Raw genomic sequence first — 21,581 nt, forward strand, 5'->3', positions numbered from 1 at the left:
GATCGAAGCGCTTCGACGCTGACACGCTCCATCGACCGCGTCAAGTCCCCAGGAAACAAAGGATTTTGCCTTTGTTCAGACTCTTGCCCAACCCGTAACGCGTCGTTAGTGTCACCGAAACATCCAAGCGCTTCGACGCCTCGACGCGCCGATGCTTGGGCCGCGCTTCGACGGAGAGGGGCTACGCCACCATGAGATCCGGACTGAACCGCAGGAGCTTTCTCACCACCGCCGCCACGGTCGCGGGGGCCGCCGCGATGGCACCACTGCTGTCCGCCTGCGGCGGCGGATCGACCAAGAAGGCCGGGGCGAACACCAAGGAGGGCCTCAAGGCCGCCCTGCCGAGCTACGTGCCGAACCCCAACGCGGTCAAGCCGGACATCGCCTCCGTCCAGGGCGCGGCCGACATCGCGACCGATCCGGCCTACCTCTCCTACCCGGCCTCCCCGCCCACCACCGTCTCCGGCGTTCCCGGCAAGGGCGGCAGCTACACGGCGGTCACCCCGCTGTGGGGCACGGCCCCGCCGGTCGGCAACTCCTTCTACCAGGCGATGAACAAGGCGCTCGGCGTCGAGCTGACCATGAAGCCGGCGGACGGGATCAACTACAACACCATCGTCCCGACGATGACCGCCGCCGAGAAGCTGCCGGACTGGATCAACCTGCCCGCCTGGTGGAACGCCAACTTCAACACCGGCGGGCTGACCGGCTCCCAGCTCGCGGACCTGACCCCCTACCTGTCCGGCGACAAGATCAAGAAGTACCCCAACCTGGCCGCCCTGCCCACCGGGGCCTGGCAGGCGGGGGTCTGGGGCGACAAGCTCTACGGGATCCCCTGCTTCTCCACCAGCTTCGGCATGCCCGGTGCCACCTTCTACCGCCGGGACGTCCTCGAAGCCCGGGGGATCACGGCCGACCAGATCAGGTCCGCCGACGACCTGATGAACCTCGGCAGGGAACTGACCGACGCCAAACGCGGCGTGTGGGCCTTCGACGACGTGTGGACCTACCTCCAGTTCACCTGGAACGTCCCCATGGGCTGGCGGATCGACAACGGCAAGCTGGTCCACATGTTCGAGACCCAGGAGTTCCTGGAGGCCGTCGACTGGCACTACCGCCTGGCCAACTCGGGCTCCATGCACCCGGACACGCTCGCCGGCGACGTCGCCAACTCCGGCACCCGCTTCTACAGCGGCAAGTGCCTGATCGCAGGCGGCGGACTGGGCGCCTGGAACCTGTCCGACCACCAGTCCGGCGTCGCCGCGGACCCGAACTACCGGCGCGGCGCGCTCAACTCCATCACCGCCGACGGCAAGGGCACACCGGTGGCCTACATGGGCGCCAGCGCCGGCATGCTCAGCTACCTCAACGCCAAGCTGAAGCCCGCACAGATCGAGGAACTGCTCGCCGTCGCCAACTTCCTCGCCGCCCCCTACGGCACCGCCGAGTACACCCTGCTCACCTACGGGGTCGAGGGCGTCCACCACACCCGGGTGAGCGGCGTGCCGACCTTCACCGACGAGGGCAAGAAGGACGTCCAGCCGACGACCTACGCGTTCCTGGCCGCCGCCCCCTCCGTGGTCAGCAACCCGGGCGGCGAGCAGGTCACCAGGGACTACTCGGCCTGGTCCGCCGCCAACGTCAAGTACGTCACCAAGGCGCCCTTCTGGGGCATGAACCTCAGCATGCCGCCGGCGATCGCCACCGCCCTGGCGGCGCTGAACGTCAACGACACCCTCAAGGACTGCTACCACGGCAAGAAGAAGGTCTCCGACGTCCAGGACGCCGTCTCCAGCTGGCGCTCCGGCCCCGGGGAGCGACTCAAGCAGTGGATGACCGACAACGTGCTCGACAAGTACGGCACAGGCCAGTGAGCACCGCCGCACCGAAGCGCCCGGCCCGCCCCGCGCGGCTCAACTGGCGGATCAGGCTGCGGCGCGACAGGTCGCTCCTGCTGATGACGGTTCCCGCGGTCGTCCTGCTCCTGGTGTTCAACTACGTCCCGCTGTTCGGCGTCGTCACCGCCTTCCAGGAGTACGACCCGCTGGTCGGGGTCTGGCACAGCGAATGGGTCGGCTTCGACCAGTTCCAGCAGCTGTTCGGCGACCCGGGGTTCTGGGCCGCGATGAAGAACACGCTGTACCTGAGCTTCGTCCAGCTGATCCTCTTCTTCCCGGTCCCGATCGCCCTGGCCCTGCTGCTCAACTCGGTCATCAGCGAGCGGGTGCGCAACTTCTTCCAGTCCGTGGTCTACCTGCCGCACTTCTTCTCGTGGGTGCTGGCGGTCACGATCTTCCAGCAGATGCTGGGCGGCGCCGGCGTGCTCAACCAGTTCCTGCGCCAGCACGACATCGGCACCTGGGACATCATGACCAACCCGCACACCTTCGCGCTGCTGGTCACCTCCCAGGCGATCTGGAAGGAGGCGGGCTGGGGGATCATCGTCTTCCTCGCGGCGCTGAGCGCCATCAACAGCGAGCTGTACGAGGCCGCGGCGGCGGACGGCGCCGGCCGGTTGCGGCGGATGTGGCACATCACGCTGCCCGGCCTGCGCGGAGTGATCGTGCTGATGCTGGTCCTGCGCCTCGGCAACGCGCTGTCCGTCGGTTTCGAGCAGTTCCTGGTCCAGCGGGACGCGGTCGGCCACGAGGCCGCCGACGTCCTGGACACCTTCTCCTTCTACTACGGCATCGCCACCGGCGGCTACAGCTACGGCGCGGCGGCCGGGCTCTTCAAGAGCGTGGTCTCCCTGCTGCTCATCTGGGGTGCCAACCGGCTGGCGCACGCCTTCGGCGAGGACGGGCTGTATCGCAGATGACCAACGCACTCACCATCGGCTCCCGCCGTCAGAAGCGCCGGACGGCGGCGGCGACCCGCCGCCGGGTCGGCTCCGCCCGCCCGCCCTGGGAGGAGCCGCCGACGGCCGTCGGCCAGGCGGCCAAGGGGATCACGCTCGGCGGGACGCTCGCCGTCATCCTGGTCCCGCTCTACATCATCGTCCTGACCAGCTTCTCCACCCCCGGCGCCATCAACCGGGCCGGCGGCCTGGTGATCTGGCCGGACGGCCTGACCACCGAGACGTACCGCCAGATGCTCGGCGACCCGACGATCGTCACCGCGCTGGGGGTGAGCCTGGGCATCACCGTGGCCGGCACCGCGCTGTCCATGGTCGTGTCCGTCCTGTGCGCCTACGGCCTCTCCCGGCCACGCTCCCTCGGACACCGTTTCGTCCTGCTGCTGCTGATCGTCACGATGTTCATCAGCGGCGGCCTGATCCCGAGCTTCCTGGTCGTCACCGGCCTCGGCGGCTATGGCCAGTGGTGGGCGCTGATCCTGCCGGGCGCCGTCTCCGTCTTCAACATCCTGGTGCTGCGCGCCTTCTACCAGGAGACCTCCTCCGAGCTGATCGACGCGGCCCGGATGGACGGCGCCGGCGACTGGCGGATCCTGTGGTCGGTCGTCCTGCCCACCTCGCGCGCCGTCACCGCCGTCACCGCGCTCTTCTACGCGGTCGGCTACTGGAACTCCTTCTTCAACGTCATGCTCTACATGCCGACGGACAGTCAGAAGTGGCCGCTGCAGTACGTGCTGCTCACCTACGTCAACCGGGCCAACGGCCTTCCCGGCTCCCTCAACTCGGGCTTCGGGAACAGCCACACCCAGACCGCACCGCTGTCCCTGCAGATGGCGGTCGTGGTCCTGACCCTGGTACCACTGGTGATCGTGTACCCGTTCGTGCAGAAGCACCTGCGTACCGGTGTCCTCACCGGCGCGATCAAGGGCTGAGCCGTCCGCCCCGGGCCCCGCGGGCCCCACGGACCGGGAGCGGTCCCCGCGGACCTCCCCGTCGCACGACCGGGACCGCTCCCACCGGAACCGACCCGAAGGAAGCACAACGATGGTGACACTCGCCGATGTGGCCAGGCACGCCGGCGTCTCGTCCAGCACGGTCAGCTACGCCCTCAGCGGCAAGCGCCCGATCTCCGACGAGACCAGGACCCGCGTCGAGAGGGCCATCACCGACCTCGGCTACCACCCGCACGCGGGTGCCCGGGCCCTGGCCGGCAAGCGCTCGCACATCATCGCCCTGGTGGTGCCGCTGCACCCCGAGGTGCACGTGCCCACCATGATGGAGATCGCCATCGCCGTCACCGTCGCGGCCCGCGAACACGGCTACGACGTCCTGCTGCTCACCAACGACGAAGGGCCCGACGGCGTCCGCCGGGTCGCCGCCACCGGGCTCGCCGACGGCGTCATCCTGATGGACGTCCGGCTCGACGACGACCGCATCCCCGTCCTGCGCGCCGAGGACATCCCCGCCGCCCTCATCGGACTGCCCGACGACCCCGCCGGACTCTCCTGCGTCGACCACGACTTCGCCACCGCCGGCGCCCTGTGCGCCGACCACCTGGCCGACCTCGGCCACCGCGACATCGCCTTCATCGGCTACAGCAACCGCGTCTACCGGCGCCACGCCGGCTACGCCGAGCGCACCCTCAACGGCTTCCGCGCCCGCGCCGAACGGCGCGGCCTGCGCTTCCTGCACCGCCCCTGCGAGGGCACCTACGAGAGCACCGCCGGCACCCTGGCCCGCATCCTCGCGGACCGCCCCGACACCACGGGCTTCGTGGTGCAGAACGAGGCCGCGATCGGCCCGCTGCTCAGCCTGCTGCGCGCCAGCGGGCGGACCGTACCGGAGGACGCCTCCGTCATCGCCATCTGCCCCGACCCGCTGGCCGAGCAGCACTCCCCCCGGCTCACCTCCGTCACCAGCCCCAAGAAGGACCTCGGCCAGGTCGCCGTCGAGCAGGTCATGGCGAGGATCACCGCGACCGCCGCGGGCGAACAGCCGCCGGACCAACTCCTGCTGATGCCCCCGGAACTGGTGGTCCGCGAGAGCACCGCCCCCGCCCCGCACCGCAGTTGACCGCACTCCTGGAAGGACGGCCCCCGGATGGATCCGCAACGGCTCACCGACCGCCTCGGCGCCCTCGCCTACGGCGGGGACTACAACCCCGAGCAGTGGGACGCCCAGGTCTGGAAGGAGGACGACGAGCTGATGCGCCGGGCCCGCGTCAACCTCGCCACCGTCGGCGTCTTCTCCTGGGCCCTGCTGGAACCCGAGGAGGGCCGGTACGACTTCGCCTGGCTCGACGCCCACCTCGACCGCCTCCACGCGGCCGGCGTCGCCGTCGACCTGGCCACGCCCACCGCCTCCCCGCCGCCCTGGTTCACCCTGGCCCACCCGGAAGCCCTGCCGCTGCGCCCCGACGGCACCCGGCTGACCCACGGCAGCCGGGACACCTACTGCCTCACCGCCCCGGCCTACCGCCGGGCCGCGCGCCGCATCGCCGCCGCCCTCGCCGAACGCTACGGCGACCACCCGGCGCTGGCCCTGTGGCACGTCCACAACGAGTACGTGACCCTCTGCCACTGCGACCACACCGCCGCCGCCTTCCGCGTGTGGCTGCGCGAGCGCCACGGATCGCTCGACGCCCTCAACGAGGCCTGGGGAACGGACTTCTGGAGCCAGCACTACACCTCGTGGGAGCAGATCCTGCCGCCCCGCACCACCCAGTGGCACCACAACCCCGGCCAGAGCCTGGACTTCAGCCGCTTCTGGTCCGACGAGACCCTCGCCGCCTACCGCGAGCAGCGCGACGCGATCCGCGCCCACAGCGACCGCCCCGTCACCACCAACCTCATGCTGCCCGGCTACCAGAACCTCGACCTGTGGGCCTTCGGCCGCGAGGTCGACGTGGTGACCGTCAACCACTACCCCAGCGCCCCCGGCCTCGAGGCCGCCGCCCACGCCGCCTTCGACGCCGACCGGGCCCGCTCGATCGCCGGCGGCGCCCCCTGGCTGCTGATGGAACAGGGCACCAACACCGTCTACGCCGACGGGCGCGTCCTCGCCAAGGAGCCCGGGGACATCCTGCGCCACTCGCTCGCCCACATCGCCCGCGGCTCCGAGGGCGCCCTGTTCTTCCAGTGGCGCCAGTCCCGGGCCGGCGCCGAGCAGTGGCACTCGGCGATGGTCCCGCACGCCGGGCCGGACAGCCGGATCTTCCGCGAGGTCACGGCCACCGGCGAGGCCCTCGCCCGGCTCGGCGAGCTCGCCGGCTCCACCGTCCGCGCCGAGGTCGCCGTCCTGCACGACTCCGACGCCTGGTGGGCCCTGGGCGTCGACGGCCTCCCCTCCCCCGAACTCGACTACTACGCCGCCCTGCGCCGCGCCCACCGCGCGCTGTGGGACGCCGGCCGGACGGTCGACCTCGCCCACCCCGAGCACGACCTGAGCCGCTACCGGCTGGTCCTCGCCCCGGCGCTGTTCCTGCTCACCGATGCCGGAGCGGAGAACCTGCGCCACTACGTCGCCGACGGCGGCACCCTGCTCGTCCAGCACTTCAGCGGCGTGGTCGACGGACACCTCCACTCCCGGCTCGGCGGGTACCCGGCCGCACCGCTGCGCGAGGCGCTCGGCATCCGGGCCGAGGAGTACCGCCCGCTGCGGCAGGACGAGGAGATCACCCTCTCCGACGGCTCGACGGCCACCTCCTGGACGGAGTCCCTGCGCACCGAGGGCGCCGAGGCGCTCGCCGCCTACACCCACGGCCCGCTCGCCGGAAGCCCGGCGCTCACCCGCCACGCCTTCGGCTCCGGCCACGGCTGGTACCTGTCCACCCGCCTCGACGACGCCGGCTACGCCGCCCTGGTCGAGCGGCTCCTCGCGCAGGCCGGGGCCGCCCCCGAACTGCCCGGACTAACCCGGGGCGTGGAGGCCGTCACCCGGCACGCCCCGGACGGCCGCGCCTGGCACCTGCTGCTCAACCACCGCCCCGAGGCCGTACCGCTGCCGCAGCCCGGCCACGACCTGCTCACCGGCACCACGCTCGGCGAACTGCCGCCCGGCGGCTGCGCGGTCCTGCGCGCGCGCTGACCCCCGCCGCGTCTCCCTTCCCAGGAGGGCAGCACCATGACCGACCCGCACGAGACGATCCGCTGGGGCCACGACGCCCTGGAGCTGGAGATCGCCCTGGACGAGCAGGGCGCCGCCCGCCTGGTGCGCCTCGGCGCGCCCGGCGAGAAGTCCACCGCCGCGCGCCCCTGCGCACCGCTGCCGCTGGTGGAGGTGACGACCGCCGGCCTCGGCCGTTCCTGGTCGGGCCGCCACCTCGTCAACACCGTCCTCGGCCCACGGCTGCGCCACCGCTCCCACCGCGCGGGCCGGAACGGCGACTGGCACGTGCTCACCGTCGAACTCCACGAGCCGGAGACCGGACTGACCGCCGTGGTGGTCCACCGCTCCCCGGACGGCCTGCCGGTGCTGCGCAGCGAGGTCCTGCTGCGCAACGACGGGCCGCGCACGCTGCACCTGGAGTCGGTCGCCTCGCTCGTGGCGGGCTGCCTCACCGAGGGCGGCGCCCCGGCCCTGGACGCCGCCGACCTGCTGTGGGCGGAGAACGAGTGGTTCGCCGAGTGCCGCTGGCAGCGCCGACCACTGCGGGCCTCCTCGCCCGAGCGCAGCGGCCGCTTCCACACCACCGCCGGGCGCAGCACCCAGGTCCTGGCCGGGCAGGGCGTGTGGTCCAGCTGCGGGCACCTGCCGATGGGCGGCCTGACGGACCGCCGCTCCGGCCGGACCTGGCTGTGGCAGATCGAGCACAACGGCGGGGGCTGGCGCTGGGAGTGCGGGGTGCGGGACGACACCGCGTACGCGGCGCTGTACGGGCCCGAGGCCGCCGACCACGGCTGGCGGCACCCGCTGGAGCCCGGCGCCGAGTTCCGCACCGTGCCCGTGGCGCTCGCGCTGGCCGCGGAGGGCGGCCCGGACGCCGCCTTCGCCGCCCTCACCCGCTACCGGCGCGCCACCCGCCGCCCGCACCCCGACCACCACCGCCTGCCGGTGATCTTCAACGACTACATGAACTGCCTGATGGGCGACCCGACCACGGCCAAGCTGCTGCCGCTGGTCGACGCGGCCGCCGAGGCCGGCGCCGAGTACTTCGTCATCGACGCCGGCTGGTACGACGACGGGGGCAGCTGGTGGAGCTCCGTCGGGGCCTGGGAGCCGTCGGCCGCCCGGTTCCCCGGGCCGAAGGGCATCCACGAGGTCCTCGACCGCATCCGGGAGCGCGGCATGGTCCCCGGCCTGTGGCTGGAGCCGGAGGCGGTCGGGGTGGACAGCCCGGTGGCCGCGTCCCTCCCGGAGGAGGCGTTCTTCCGCCGCGACGGCCTGCGGGTGGAGGAGGGCGGCGGGCGCTACCACCTGGACCTGCGCCACCCGGCCGCCCGGGCCCACCTGGACGGGGTGGTGGACCGCCTGGTCGGCGAGTGGGGCGTCGGCTACCTCAAGCTCGACCACAACACCGACCCGGGCTCCGGCACCAGCGCCCATCCGGGAGAGGTTCCGGCGGCCGGCCTGCTCGGCCACAACCGCGCCCAACTCGACTGGCTCGACGGCCTCCTGGACCGCCACCCGGACCTGGTGATCGAGAACTGCGCCTCCGGCGGCATGCGGATGGACCACGCCCTGCTGTCCCGGCTCCAGTTGCAGTCCACCAGCGACCAGCAGGACCTGCTGCGCTACGCACCGATCGCGGCGGCGGCCCCCACCGCCGTCACCCCGGAGCAGGGCGCCGTCTGGGCCTACCCGCTGCCCGAGGACACCCCCGACGAGGTCGCCCTCACCATGGCCAACGCGCTGCTGGGCCGCATCCACCTCTCCGGGCGGCTCACCGAACTCCCCCCGCGCTCCCGGGAGCTGGTCCACGAGGCGGTGGCCGTCCACAAGGCGATCCGCGCCGACCTTCCCCAGGCGGTGCCCGCCTGGCCGCTGGGGCTCCCGGGCTGGGAGGACCCGTGGATCGCCCTGGCGCTGCACACCCCGGCCACCACGTACGTCACCGCCTGGAGGCGTGGCGGGGAGGAGACCGTCAGGGACCTCGCGCTGCCCCACCTGCGCGGCGCCGAGGTCCGCACCGAGGTGCTCTACCCGGCCGACAGCAAGGCGTCGGCCACCTGGCACCCGCACACCGCCGAACTCACCCTGACCCTGCCGACGGCCCCGTCCGCCGTCCTGCTGCGCCTCACCGCGCTTTCATCCGAGAGGTGTTGACGATGCGTCAGTCGATCGCGCGCGGCCCGCCACGCCGACCCGCGCACCGACGGAGCAGCACAGCGTCCGGGCCCGGTCCTGCAGCCGCACGGGCCCCTGCCGTCCAGATCGCGGGAGTTCGCACCCCCACGCGAACGCCTCGCACCCCCACCCCCTGGAGGGACGCCATGAAATGGTCAGCCCGCACCTGTCATGATCGCGCCATAGCCGCCGCAGCGGCCCTGGCGCTCGCGGTCACCGGCGCGATCGCCGTCGCGGCGCCGCCTGCCGCCGCCGCACCGCCCGCCGTCACCGCGAACCCCGTGTCGGTGTCGGTCGACGCCGCCCTGCAGCTCGCCGACATCCCCGCCACGGGCGTCGGCGTGAACATCCCGGTCTACGACGCCGCCATGAACGCCGCCGCCACCCCCGGCCTGCTCAGCACGGCCGGCATCAACACCGTCCGCTACCCCGGCGGCAGCCACTCCGACGTCTACCACTGGCAGACCGGCACGGCCGACGACGGCGCGTACATCGCCCCGAACACCGGCTTCGACGCCTTCATGAGCACCGTGCGCGCCGCCGGAGCGCAGCCGATCATCACCGCCAACTATGGCTCGGGCACCCCCCAGGAGGCCGCCGCCTGGGTCCACTACGCCAACGTCACCAAGGGCTACGGCGTCAAGTACTGGGAGATCGGCAACGAGGTCTACGGTAACGGCGAGTACGGCGCCAAGTGGGAGTACGACACCCACAGCAGCAAGAGCGCCACAACCTACGCGAACAACGTGCTCCAGTACGTCTCGGCGATGAAGGCGGCCGACCCGAACGTCAGGATCGGCGCCGTGCTGACCACCCCCGGCTACTGGCCGGACGGCATGGTCGGACCGGGCGACACCATGGACTGGAACCACACCGTCCTGTCGATCGCCGGCTCGAAGATCGACTTCGCCATCGTGCACGCCTACCCCACCAGCACCAGCCCCGCCGACCTGCTCACCAAGCCGCAGGCCCAGAACGCCACCATCGCCGGCGCCGTGCGCTCGCTGATCAACCAGTACGCCGGGACCAACGCCCCCGACGTCGGCATCGCGGTGACCGAGGCGAACGCCCAGGCCTACCTGGACACCTCCCCCAACGGACTGTTCGCCCCGGACAACTACCTCACCTGGCTGGAGAACGGCGCTTTCAACGTGGACTGGTGGGACCTGCGCAACGGCACCGACTGCACGCAGGTGACCACCGTCGAGGGCGCCACCGACTACAACGACGGCGGCCTGCTCTCCAGCGGCTCCCCCTGCGAGCCGGCCGCCAACACCCCCTTCCCCGCCTACTACGGCATCCAGATGATCGGCAGGCTCGGCGCGCCCGGGGACACGCTCGTCAAGGCCGCCAGCTCGTCCTCGCTGCTCACCGCGCACGCCGTCCGCCGCGCCGACGGCGACGTGGACGTCATGCTGATCAACAAGGACCCGAACAACGACGCCACGGTGAACCTCTCCTACACCGGGTTCACCCCGTCCGCCGCCACCCCGACCGTCCACTCCTACCTCAAGAACGCCCACGGGATCGGCACCGCCCAGTCCGGCAGTCCGACCACCCAGACCGTGCCCGCCTACGGCATCACGGTCGTCCAGATGCACCCGACCAGCGCGGCCTGCCGGGTCGTCTACAACAAGAACGAGTGGTCGGGCGTCACGGTCGGCAACATCACCGTCGTCAACAACGGCCTCGGCCAGGTCAACGGCTGGTCCCTCGGCTTCGACTTCCCCGGCGACAACACCATCACCAACAGCTGGAACGCCTCGGTGTCGCAGAGCGGCCCGAACGTCACCGCCGGGAACGTGTCCTACAACGCCTCCGTCCCGCAGGGCGGCAGCGTCCAGTGGGGCTTCAAGGCCACCTGGTCCAGCAGTGACGCCAACCCCTCCGCCTTCCGGTTCAACGGCGCCTCCTGCGCGATCGGCTGAACCCGGTGACCCGGTGGTGCCCCGGCCCCGGATCCCTCCAGGACCGAGGGCCCGGGGCACCACCACCCCGACACGCACCTTCGAAAGGAACCGACCACGTGTCAGACCAGACCCAGCCGACCGGCACCCTCCCCAATCCGGTGATCCCCGGCTTCCATCCGGACCCGAGCGTCTGCCGCGTGGGCGACGACTACTACCTCGTCTGCTCCAGCTTCGAGTACTTCCCGGGCATCCCCGTCTTCCACAGCCGCGACCTGTTCAACTGGACCCAGATCGGCAACGCCCTGGACCGGCCGAGCCAGCTGCGCCTGCCGCGCGAGTCCCCGTCCTCCGGCGGGATCTACGCCCCGACGCTGCGCCACCACGACGGCCGCTTCTGGCTGATCGTCACCAACGTCAGCGGCGACGGCAACCTGCTCCTCACCGCCACCGACCCGGCCGGCCCCTGGTCCGAGCCGGTCCGGCTGCCCGGCGTCCACGGCATCGACCCGGATCTCTCCTGGGACGAGGACGGCACCTGCTACTGCACCGTCGCCGGCGTCTCCCAGGTCCGCCTCGACCCGACGACCGGCGAGACCATCGGCGAGCCGCAGCGGATCTGGTCCGGCGCGCCCGGCGCCATGGCCCCCGAGGCCCCGCACCTGTACCGGATCGGCGCGTACTGGTACCTGATGATCGCCGAGGGCGGCACCGAGCGCGGCCACGCCGTCTCCATCGCCCGCGGCACCTCGCCCTCCGGCCCCTTCGAGGCGTGCCCGGCCAACCCGGTGCTGACCCACCGCGGCATCGACCATCCCATCCAGAACACCGGGCACGCCGACCTCGTCCAGGCGCCCGACGGCTCCTGGTGGATGGTGCTGCTCGCCGTCCGGCCGCGCGGCGGCACCCCCGGCTGGTACGTGCTCGGCCGGGAGACCTTCCTCGCCCCGGTCGAGTGGGTGGACGGCTGGCCGGTGGTCGGCCGGATCACCCCCGAACTGCCCACCCCAGCCTGGCCGTTGCACCCAGTGCCCGCCGCCCCGGCCCGGGACGACTTCGACCAGGCCGAACTGCACCCCCAGTGGATCTCGGTGCGCGAGCGCCCCGAGCACCTGGTCACCACGAAGGAACGTTCCGGCTGGCTCACCCTGCGCGCCGCCGGCGCCTCCCTCGACGAGAACGACGTGGTGTTCGTCGGCCGCCGCCAGCAGCACCTCGGCTGCCGGGCCCGCACCCTGATCGACCCGGCCGGGGGCCGCGGCGGCCTGGCCGTCCGCATGGACGAGGACCACCACTACGAGATCGAGGCGGCCGACGGCGAGGTGACGGTCCTCGCCCGGATCGGCTCGCTGCGCACCGAGGTCGCCTCCCGTCCGGTGCCCCCCGGGGCCGTGGTGCTCGGCGTGGACGTCGTCCCGCGCCCAACGCGCGGCCCGCGCACCGGCCCCGACGACGTCCTCCTCGGCGTCGAGGAGCCCGACGGCACCTTCACCGTGCTCGCGGGCCTCGACGGCCGCTACCTCTCCACCGAAGTGGCCGGCGGCTTCACCGGCCGGGTCATCGGCATGTACGCCGCCGAAGGCACCGTCCACTTCGACCGGTTCGACTACGAGCCGCTCCCGCTTCCCTGACCACCCGTCAGGGGCTCCCCCACCCGTCAGCACGAGAGGGACAATCGTGAACGACGCCCAGCACACCGCACGTCCCCGCAACCGCCGCCTCCTGCGCACGGCCGGCCTCGTGGTGGCCCTGGTCACCACCGGCGCCCTCTGCGGCGGCACCGCCGTCGCCGCCCCCTCCGGTCAGCAGCCCCTGGCGGCGGCCGAGGCGGCGGGGGCCCGGGTCCCGAGCGACCCGATGGCCGCCGTGGCCCGGATGCAGCCCAGCTGGAACCTCGGCAACACCCTCGACGCCATCCCCGACGAGACCTCCTGGGGCAACCCGCTCACCACCAAGGCCACCTTCGACGGCCTCAAGGCCCAGGGCTTCCGCAGCGTCCGCATCCCCGTCACCTGGTACCCGCACCAGTCCGACACGGCCCCCTACACCATCGACCCGGTGTGGATGAACCGGGTGAAGCAGGTGGTCGACTGGGCCCTGGAGGACGGCCTCTACGTCGAGATCAACGTCCACCACGACTCGTGGAAGTGGATCGAGTACATGTCGACCGACCACGACACCGTCATGGCGCGGTTCAACTCGACCTGGCAGCAGATCGCCACCGCCTTCAAGGACGAGCCGCGCACCCTGCTCATGGAGAGCATCAACGAACCGCAGTTCGACAACTCCACCGACGCCCAGAAGACCCAGTACCTGCGGGAACTCAACACCTTGTTCCACAGCATCGTCCGCAACTCCGGCGGACGGAACAAGGACCGCCTGCTCGTCCTGCCCTCGGAGGAGACCAACAACGCCCAGCACTGGCTGGACGACCTGTCCACCACGATGAGCTCGCTGCACGACCGCAACCTGGTCGCCACCGTGCACTACTACAGCTGGTACCCGTTCAGCGTGAACATCGCCAACGGGACCACCTACGACGCGAAGGCCCAGTCGGACCTCACCGAGGGCTTCGCCCGCGTGCACGACACCTTCGTCGCCAAGGGCATCCCGGTCTACCTGGGCGAGTACGGCCTGCTCACCTCGCCCTACTCCGGCGTGGTCGAGCGCGGCGAGATGCTCAAGTACTTCGAGCACGTCAACTACGAGGCGCGGCGCAACGGCATGACCTCCGCCGTGTGGGACGCCTTCAACGACTTCCTGAACCGCTCCACCATGCAGTGGGCGGTCCCCGAGATGAAGGCCCTGATCCAGAGCTCCTGGCGGACCCGCTCGGGCACCGCCTCCACCGACAACCTCTTCCTGCCGAAGTCCGGCCCCGTCGCGGCGCAGACCGTCACCCTGAACCGCAACGGCCTCGGGTTCGCCGGCCTGTGGCAGGGCGACCGGCCGCTGATCCCCTACGTCGACTACACCCTCGACGGCGACCGGCTCACCCTGACCGCCGGCGCCCTCACCCGGCTCGCCGGGGACCGCGCCGCCGGGATCAACGCCACCCTCGAAGTCCGGTACTCCGACGGCGTCCCGTGGAAGCTCTTCGTGCGCTCCTACGACAAGCCGACCATGGCCGACGCCACCGGGACGCTCGACGGGCTCACCATCCCCACCCGGTTCAACGGCTCCCTGATGGCCAACGTGCAGTCCACCTACGCCGACGGCACCGCCGCCGGCCCGGCCTCCTGGACCACCTACCAGACCTTCGACAACTACCGCGCCGACTACGGCGCCGACACCACCACCGTCAAGCCCGACTTCCTCAAGTCGCTCAAGGACGGCGCCCCGGCGACGCTCACCTTCCGCTTCTGGACCGGTGACACCGTGACCTACACCGTCACCAGGTCCGGCAACACCGTGACCGGCACCGTCTCCTGACCCGCGCCCCTCCCCGCCCCGGCCGCCACCTTCCGGCGGCCGGGGCCCCTCGGGACGTCGGCTACGGGTTCCCGGGGTGGAACGGGCGGGTCAGCGCTGCAGGGTGAGCACGCCCGGCCGGTACGGCAGTTGGATGTAGGGCGCGCCGTCCGAGGAGGGGTTCCGGCCCTGGTAGAGGAGCTGCAGGTTGCAGGGGTCGACGGTCATGGTCTGGTCGGGGTTGTTTCGGACGAGGTCGCCGTGGCTGATGTCGTTGGTCCAGGTGGCGCCGCTGTTGGCCTTGCCGGCGAAGGGGTTGCTCGCGGTGGCGGCCTGCGCCGTCCAGGAGCCGTTCAGGCTGGTGGCGGTGAACGAGCGGAAGTAGCGGTGCTCGTTCGCGTCCCGGGCCTCGACGAGCATGAGGTACTGGTTCTGGCCCTGGACCTTGTAGACCTGGGGCGCCTCGAACAGGTTCTGCACCGTGTCGGTCATGACCGTGGTGTACGAGGAGCCGAAGCTGGCGGGGAAGTTGCCGATCGGCATGCTGGCGCGGTAGATGCTGCCGTTGTCACCGGCGAAGAACAGGTACATGTTCTGGTCGTCGGCGATCAGGGTCGGGTCGATCGGGCCCCCGGTGGGGAGGCTGCCGGTGAACAGCGCCTGCGGAGCGGACCAGCCGTTGGGGTTGGTCGGGTCGCTGGACGTGCGGTAGGTGAAGGGCCAGGCGGTGCCCCACCCCAGCGAGGCCAGCACCCAGGTGTTCTTGGGCGCGAAGTAGAACAGCTGGGGCGCCACCGCGGACGAGGGCATGACGGTCTGGGTGGCCGAGGCCATGTCCGACCAGTTCGTGAAGGGCGCGAATCCCATCGACTTCCACGAGGTGCCGTCGGAGTAGGTCGCGTAGACCAGGTGCTTGCCGTTGTAGACCACGTCGGTGAAGTCCTTCAGCGCGGCGCCGCCGTTCGCCGGGTCCGCCAGCGGACCGGTCGAGGTCCACCGGTACGTCGACGGGAGAGCGCACGTGGTGCCCGTCCCGGACAGGCCGGTCCACTGCTGGTTGCCGGTGCCGCTGCAGTTCCAGAGCTGCACCGCCGTGCCGTTGGCGGTACCGCCGCCCGACACGTCCAGGCACAGTCCGGACTCGGTGCCGACGATGCTGCCGTCGGCGTTCACCCGCCACTGCTGGTTCGCCGCACCGGTGCAGGTCCAGATCTCCACCCGGGTGCCGGCCGCGGTGGCGTGGCCCGGGACGTCCAGGCACTTGTTGCCGTACACGGTCAGCTGGTTGGCGGACGTCAGCGTCCACTGCTGATTGGTCCCGCCCGAGCAGTCCCAGATCTGCAGGAACGTTCCGTCACTCTGGGCGGCGTTCGGCACGTCGAGGCACCGGCCGGATCCCGCACCACGCAGGGCGCCGCTGGTGGCCGCCTGCGCCGGGGCTGCGACGAGCATCGCCGCCAACGCCACCACGGCCGCGGCCATCGCGGCGAACAGCACCGTCAGGGGCCTGCGGTCGGAACGTCGTCTGCGCATCAAGATCTCCTGTCTGGGAGGGAGGGAACCGTCACCCGGTTCGGCAGTCGTTAACACGTGTGCAACCTGACGGCGGGCGCCAGGAGTTAGGCTCGACCGGCGAGGAATCCCCACCGTCGCCCGCCGGAACCCAAGAGGCGGCGATCCCGGGTGGGCCACCACACTGCCCGTCGGACCACCGCTCGTCCTCGGAGGATTGTTAACGCTAACAATTCAAGCCCGAAGCGAGCCCCCTGCTGGGAGGCGGATCCGATCCTGGGTGTGAGCGGAGTCAATACCCGCGCGCCCCGGCCCGTCAAGACGGCTGCACCGACTTTCCTACCGGAGTGGCCGGAGGCCCGGACGCGTGAGCGTCGAAACCACACGGGGGCGGTGGGGCCCACCCGCCCCCACCGCCCCCTTCCCCTCGGCCGGGTGACCCCTACTCGGCCGAGAAGCGGTACACGGTCATCGAGCGGAACTCCTCCCCCGGGCGCAGGACGGTGGAGGGGTACTCGGGCCGGTTCGGCGAGTCCGGGAAGTGCTGGGTCTCCAGCGCGACGCCCGCGTACGCGCCGTACGGGCGCCCGGAGCGGCCGATCAGGGTGCCGTCGAAGTGGTTGCCGGTGTAGACCTGGATGCCCGGTTCCGTCGTCAGGCAGTCCAGGCGCCGGCCGCTGGCCGGGTGGCTCAGGGTGGCGACCTGCCGGGACCCGTTGCCGTCCAGGACCCAGTTGTGGTCGAAGCCCGTGCCGGCCCGGAGGATCTGCCGGTTCCCCTCGGCGAAGCGGTTCCCGATCCGCCGGGCCTCGCGCAGGTCGAAGGGCGTGCCGTCGACCGGCGCCACCGGTCCGACCGGTATCAGCCCCGGGTCCACCGGAAGGTACCCGCCGGCCTCCACCCGCAGCAGGTGGTCCAGCACCGTGCCGTCGCCCTCGCCGGCCAGGTTGAAGTACGCGTGGTTGGTGAGGTTGACGACCGTCGGGGCGTCGGTGGTCGCGCGGTAGCCGATCCACAGCTCACCCGCCGGGTCGAGCAGGTACGTGACCTCGACCGTGAGCGCTCCCGGGAAGCCCTGGTCGCCGTCGGGGCTGTGCAGCCGCAGCCGCACCCCGGCCCGCCGGCCCTCCCGGACCGCGACGCCGTCCCACAGCCGGGAGGCGAAACCGTCCGTTCCGCCGTGCAGGGCGTGGCCGCCGGGCGGGGCCGCCACCCGGTGCGTGGTGCCGCCGAGCGGGAACTCCCCGCCCGCGATCCGGTTCGCGTAGCGGCCGACGGTCGCCCCGAGGTACACCGCCTCCCCGAGCAGGTCCTCGACGCCGTCGCAGCCGAGGACGACGTTCGCCGGCACCCCGTCGCGGTCCGGCGCGTACAGGGCCTGGAGGCGGGCGCCGAGACCGAGCACCTCGGCGCTCACGCCCCGGGGCGAGGCCAGCGTCCAGCTGGTGACGGGCCGTCCGTCCGGCAGCGTCGCGGTGACGTTCTGGGAGACGGTCACCTCGCCCGTCGATGTGAGCGCTTCTCTCGGCACGCGGCCGCTCCGTTCCGTGCGGGGTCTCGGCGTGAACGGGCGACGCCCGCCGGGTCGGCGGGCGTCGTCGGTTCGGGACACGGGCCTCACAGCCCCTGGGCCAGGCGGTGGTACGCCTGGTTCCAGCGCAGTTCCTTGGTGAACCGGCGCAGGGACGTGTCCTCGTCGATCAGCAGGAGTTCCACCCCCAGCATCTCGGCGAGGTCGTCGAGCTCCTCGGCGCCGAGCGCCCGGGTGAGCACGGTGTGGTGCGGCCCGCCGGCCGTCAGCCAGGCCTCGGTGGAGGTGTGGAGGTCCGGCCGCGGCTTCCACACCGCGCGGGCGACCGGCAGGTGCGGCAGCGGCGCCGGCGGCTCGACCACGTCCACCTCGTTGGCGACCAGCCGGAACCGGTCACCGAGGTCCGCGAGGCCGACCACCACGGCCGGGCCGGGCTCGGCGTCGAAGACCAGGCGGACCGGGTCCTCCCGGCCGCCGATGGACAGCGGGTGGATCTCGCAGGAGGGGGTCCCGGCCGCGATGCTCGGGCAGACCTCCAGCATGTGCGCGCCGAGGATCAGCTCGGAGCCGGACTCCAGGTGGTAGGTGTAGTCCTCCATGAAGGAGGTCCCGCCGGGCAGGCCGCTGGAGGCCGCCTTGAGGGTGCGCAGCAGGGTGGCGGTCTTCCAGTCGCCCTCGCCGCCGAAGCCGTAGCCGTCGGCCATCAGCCGCTGGACGGCGAGGCCGGGCAGCTGGCGCAGTCCGCCGAGGTCCTCGAAGTTGGTGGTGAACGCCTTGAAGCCGCCCTGCTCCAGGAAGCCGCGCAGGCCGAGCTCGATCCGCGCCGCGTAGCGCAGCGAGTCGTGGCGCTCCCCGCCGGCCCGCAGTTCGGGGGCGAGGCGGTAGCTGTCCTCGTACTCCTTGGCCAGCGCGGTGACGTCGGCGTCCTCGGCCGCGTCCACCGCGGCGACCAGGTCGTTGACGCCGTAGGTGTTGACGGAGACGCCGAAGCGGCGCTGGGCCTCGACCTTGTCCCCCTCGGTGACGGCGACGTCGCGCATGTTGTCGCCGAAGCGGGCGAGCCTGAGGCTGCGCAGTTCGGCGCGGCCGGCGGCGGCGCGGGCCCAGGCTCCGACCCGGGCGGCCACGGCCGGGTCGCTGACGTGCCCAGCGACGGTCTTGCGGGGGACGCCCAGGCGGGACTGGATGTAGCCGAACTCGCGGTCGCCGTGGGCGGCCTGGTTCAGGTTCATGAAGTCCATGTCGATGGAGTCCCAGGGCAGTTCGACGTTGGCCTGGGTGTGGAGGTGGAGCAGCGGCTTCTGCAGGGCGTCGAGTCCGGCGATCCACATCTTCGCCGGGGAGAAGGTGTGCATCCAGGCGATCAGGCCGATGCACTCGTCCGCGGAGTTCGCCTCCAGGCAGATGCGGCGGATGGCGTCCGCATCGGTGAGGACGGGCTTCCAGACCACCTCGACGGGCATCGCCGGGGCGCCGTCCAGGGCCGCGGCGATCTGCCGGGACTGCTCGGCGACCTGGCGCAGCGTCTGCTCGCCGTAGAGGCCCTGGCTGCCGGTCAGGAACCAGACCTGGCGTCCGTTCAGCGGCTTCTTCACGGGGGTGGCTCCTTCTTACCGGCCCTGGGGCTGGCCGTAGACGTTCTGGTAGCGGTGGTTGAGGCTGTCGATGTCCGCCTGGGCGATGGGCAGCGGCTCGCCGAGCTGGCGGGAGAGGTGGACGGTGCGGGCCACGTCCTCGCACATCACGGCGGCCTTCACGGCGGCCTTGGCGTCCTTGCCGATGGTGAAGACGCCGTGGTTCTGCATCAGGACGGCGGGCGAGCGGTGGCCCCTGAGGGTGTCCACAATGCCCCGGCCGATCGAGTCGTCGCCGATCAGGGCGAACGGGCCGACGGGGATCTCGGCGCCGAACTCGTCGGCCATCGCGGTGAGGACGCAGGGGACGGCCTCGGCGCGGGCCGCCCAGGCGCAGGCGTAGGTGGAGTGGGTGTGGACCACGCCGCCGACCTCGGGCAGGTGGCGGTAGACGTAGGCGTGCGCGGCGGTGTCGGAGGAGGGCGCGTGCTCGCCCTCGACGACCTTGCCGTCCAGGTCGCAGACGATCATGTTCCCGGGCGTCAGCTCGTCGTAGGAGACGCCGCTCGGCTTGATGACGAGCAGGTCCTCGCCGGGGACACGGGCGGAGACGTTGCCGGCCGTCCAGACGACCAGGTTGTAGCGGACCAGTTCCTGGTGGAGGTCGCTGACCTGGCGGCGGATGCGGTCGATGGTCGCGTTCACAGGGCCTCGCTCGGTGTGGTGAGGGCGGTGTTGCGGATGTCGCGCAGGCGGTGCAGGAGCTTGTCGGCGCCGCGGCCGAAGTGGTCGTGCAGCGCGCGGTACTCGGCGAAGAGCAGGTCGTAGGTGTCGGCTGCGGCCGGGTCGGGCAGGTAGGCGCCCTGCCGCACCCGGCCCATGGCGGCGGCCGCGGTGCGCACGTCCGGGTACGCTCCGGCGGCGACGGCCGCGTGGATCGCGGAGCCGAGCGCCGGCCCCTGCTCGGACTCGGCGACCGAGACCGGGCGGCGCAGCACGTCGGCGTAGATCCGCATCAGCAGGTCGTTCTTCTTGAGGCCGCCGGTGACGATGAACTCGGTGACGGGGACGCCGCCCTGCTCCAGCGCCTCGACGATGACGCGGGTGCCGAAGGCGGTGGCCTCCAGCAGGGCCCGGTAGACCTCCTCGGGGCGGGTGGTCAGGGTGAGGCCCGCGATCACGCCGGACAGGTGGTGGTCGACCAGGGTGGAGCGGTTGCCGTTCATCCAGTCGAGCGCCACCAGGCCGTGGGCGCCGACGGGTTGGGCGGCGGCCTTGCGGGTGAGCAGCTGGTGGAGGTCCTCGCCGTTGGCCTCGGCCTCGGCCAGGTAGTCGGCGGGCACGCCCTGGCGCAGCCACCAGGCGAAGATGTCGCCGACGGCGCTCTGGCCGGCCTCGTAGCCGTAGGAGCCGGTGACGATGCCGTTCTCGACGACGCCGCAGATGCCGGGGACGTCGGCGAGGGTGGCGCCGTTGACGACGTGGCAGGTGGAGGTGCCCATGATGGCGAGGAGTTGGCCGTTGTCGACGGCGCGGGCGGCCGGTGCGGCCACGTGGGCGTCGACGTTGCCGGCGGCGACGGCGATCCCCTCGGGCAGGCCGGTCCACTGCGCCGCCTGCGGGGTGAGCGCGCCCACCCTGGAGCCCAGCGGGGAGAGCGGGTGCTCCAGGCGGGTGCGGGCGAAGTCGGCGAACTGCGGGTGGAGCGCGGCGAGGTAGTCCTCGCTCGGGTAACTCCCGTCCTGGTGGATGCCCTTGTATCCGGCGGTGCAGGTGTTGCGGCTCTCGGCGCCGGTGAGCTGCCAGACGATCCAGTCGGCGGCCTCGATCCAGCGCTCGCAGGCGGCGTAGACGGCCGGGTCCTCCTCCAGGACCTGCAGGGCCTTGGCGTACTGCCACTCGGCGGAGATCTTCCCGCCGTAGCGGGAGATCCACTTCTCGCCGCGGGCGTGGGCCAGTTCGTTGATCCGGTCCGCCTGGGGCTGCGCGGCGTGGTGCTTCCAGAGCTTGGGCCAGGCGTGCGGGTGGCCGGACCAGGCGGAGGTCTCGGCCAGCGGGGTGCCGTCGGCGAGCACCGGCAGGACGGTGCAGGCGGTGAAGTCGGTGGCGATGCCGATGACGTGCGCGGGGTCGACGCCGGCGGCGGCGACCGCGGCCGGGACGGCGGTGCGCAGCACCTCGCGCCAGTCCTCCGGGTGCTGGAGCGCCCAGTCGGGCGGGAGCGGTCGGCCGGTGCCGGGCAGGTCGCTCTCGATCACGGCGTGGGGGTAGTCGTGGACGGCGGTGCCCACCTCCTCGCCGTCCCTGACCCGGACCACCACTGCGCGGCCGGAGAGGGTGCCGAAGTCGACGCCGACGACGTACCGGTCGGGGTCCTGGGCGGGAGGGGTCACGGTCACGTGCTCATCCTTCGTGGGAGGGGTCTGCGTCGTCGTCTGTCGGGGGGGGGGGGCTTGGGAGGGGGGGGGGAGGAAAAAACAGAAGAAGAAACGCTCCCCCCCCCCTTT

At 71.9% G+C, this 21,581-nt stretch carries 14 protein-coding genes; 9 read left to right on the plus strand and 5 right to left on the minus strand.

Going from position 1 to position 21,581, the window contains the following annotated elements; translation table 11 throughout:
* Positions 1-191: 191 nt before the first annotated feature.
* The 9 genes from ACZ4W5_RS27045 (at position 192) to ACZ4W5_RS27085 (ending at position 14,478) form a co-directional block, all read left to right on the plus strand.
* A complete protein-coding gene (locus ACZ4W5_RS27045; RefSeq protein ID WP_465657456.1) occupies positions 192-1,874 on the plus strand; it encodes a type 2 periplasmic-binding domain-containing protein in 1,683 nt (560 codons plus the stop codon).
* The gene (locus ACZ4W5_RS27050) at positions 1,871-2,818 is read left to right on the plus strand and encodes an ABC transporter permease (protein WP_465657457.1); all 948 of its coding nucleotides are present in this window, start codon (positions 1,871-1,873) and stop codon (positions 2,816-2,818) included. The genes ACZ4W5_RS27045 and ACZ4W5_RS27050 overlap by 4 nt, the downstream gene beginning before the upstream one ends.
* Complete coding sequence (locus ACZ4W5_RS27055) at positions 2,815-3,786, plus strand: carbohydrate ABC transporter permease (RefSeq protein ID WP_360229237.1); 972 nt, start codon at positions 2,815-2,817, stop codon at positions 3,784-3,786. Before ACZ4W5_RS27050 ends, ACZ4W5_RS27055 begins: the two co-directional genes overlap by 4 nt.
* 112 nt (positions 3,787-3,898) lie before the next feature.
* Positions 3,899-4,927 carry a LacI family DNA-binding transcriptional regulator gene (locus ACZ4W5_RS27060; RefSeq protein WP_360229235.1) on the plus strand — a complete coding sequence of 343 codons (1,029 nt, stop codon included), beginning with the start codon at positions 3,899-3,901 and terminating at the stop codon, positions 4,925-4,927.
* A 27-nt stretch (positions 4,928-4,954) separates the two neighbouring features.
* Positions 4,955-6,940, plus strand: a complete 1,986-nt coding sequence (locus ACZ4W5_RS27065) for a beta-galactosidase (RefSeq protein WP_465657460.1) — start codon at positions 4,955-4,957, stop codon at positions 6,938-6,940.
* A 36-nt stretch (positions 6,941-6,976) separates the two neighbouring features.
* Positions 6,977-9,118, plus strand: a complete 2,142-nt coding sequence (locus tag ACZ4W5_RS27070; RefSeq protein WP_465657461.1) for an alpha-galactosidase — start codon at positions 6,977-6,979, stop codon at positions 9,116-9,118.
* A gap of 167 nt (positions 9,119-9,285) precedes the next feature.
* A complete protein-coding gene (locus ACZ4W5_RS27075; protein ID WP_465657463.1) occupies positions 9,286-11,067 on the plus strand; it encodes a cellulose binding domain-containing protein in 1,782 nt (593 codons plus the stop codon).
* A 98-nt stretch (positions 11,068-11,165) separates the two neighbouring features.
* Positions 11,166-12,677, plus strand: coding sequence for a glycoside hydrolase family 43 protein (locus ACZ4W5_RS27080; protein ID WP_465657465.1), 1,512 nt, complete (start codon positions 11,166-11,168; stop codon positions 12,675-12,677).
* A gap of 46 nt (positions 12,678-12,723) precedes the next feature.
* Entirely contained in the window at positions 12,724-14,478 is a 1,755-nt protein-coding gene (locus tag ACZ4W5_RS27085) for a cellulase family glycosylhydrolase (protein WP_465657467.1), read from the plus strand.
* A 90-nt stretch (positions 14,479-14,568) separates the two neighbouring features.
* Here the strand turns inward: ACZ4W5_RS27085 and ACZ4W5_RS27090 are convergent, their stop codons facing one another.
* The 5 genes from ACZ4W5_RS27090 to ACZ4W5_RS27110 all read right to left on the minus strand — a co-directional run bounded on the left by ACZ4W5_RS27090 (position 14,569) and on the right by ACZ4W5_RS27110 (position 21,473).
* Positions 14,569-15,990, minus strand: a complete 1,422-nt coding sequence (locus ACZ4W5_RS27090) for a non-reducing end alpha-L-arabinofuranosidase family hydrolase (protein ID WP_465657469.1) — start codon at positions 15,988-15,990, stop codon at positions 14,569-14,571.
* 421 nt (positions 15,991-16,411) lie between these two features.
* Positions 16,412-17,500, minus strand: coding sequence for an aldose epimerase family protein (locus tag ACZ4W5_RS27095; protein ID WP_465657470.1), 1,089 nt, complete (start codon positions 17,498-17,500; stop codon positions 16,412-16,414).
* Between the two features lie 86 nt (positions 17,501-17,586).
* Positions 17,587-19,095, minus strand: a complete 1,509-nt coding sequence (gene araA, locus ACZ4W5_RS27100) for an L-arabinose isomerase (protein WP_465657472.1) — start codon at positions 19,093-19,095, stop codon at positions 17,587-17,589.
* A 15-nt stretch (positions 19,096-19,110) separates the two neighbouring features.
* On the minus strand, positions 19,111-19,779 hold the full coding sequence (locus ACZ4W5_RS27105) for an L-ribulose-5-phosphate 4-epimerase (RefSeq protein ID WP_402479969.1): 669 nt from the start codon (positions 19,777-19,779) through the stop codon (positions 19,111-19,113).
* Positions 19,776-21,473 carry a ribulokinase gene (locus ACZ4W5_RS27110; protein WP_465657474.1) on the minus strand — a complete coding sequence of 566 codons (1,698 nt, stop codon included), beginning with the start codon at positions 21,471-21,473 and terminating at the stop codon, positions 19,776-19,778. The genes ACZ4W5_RS27105 and ACZ4W5_RS27110 overlap by 4 nt, the downstream gene beginning before the upstream one ends.
* Positions 21,474-21,581 lie beyond the last annotated feature (108 nt).

It is taken from the genome of Kitasatospora sp. NPDC029367, from assembly GCF_055569135.1.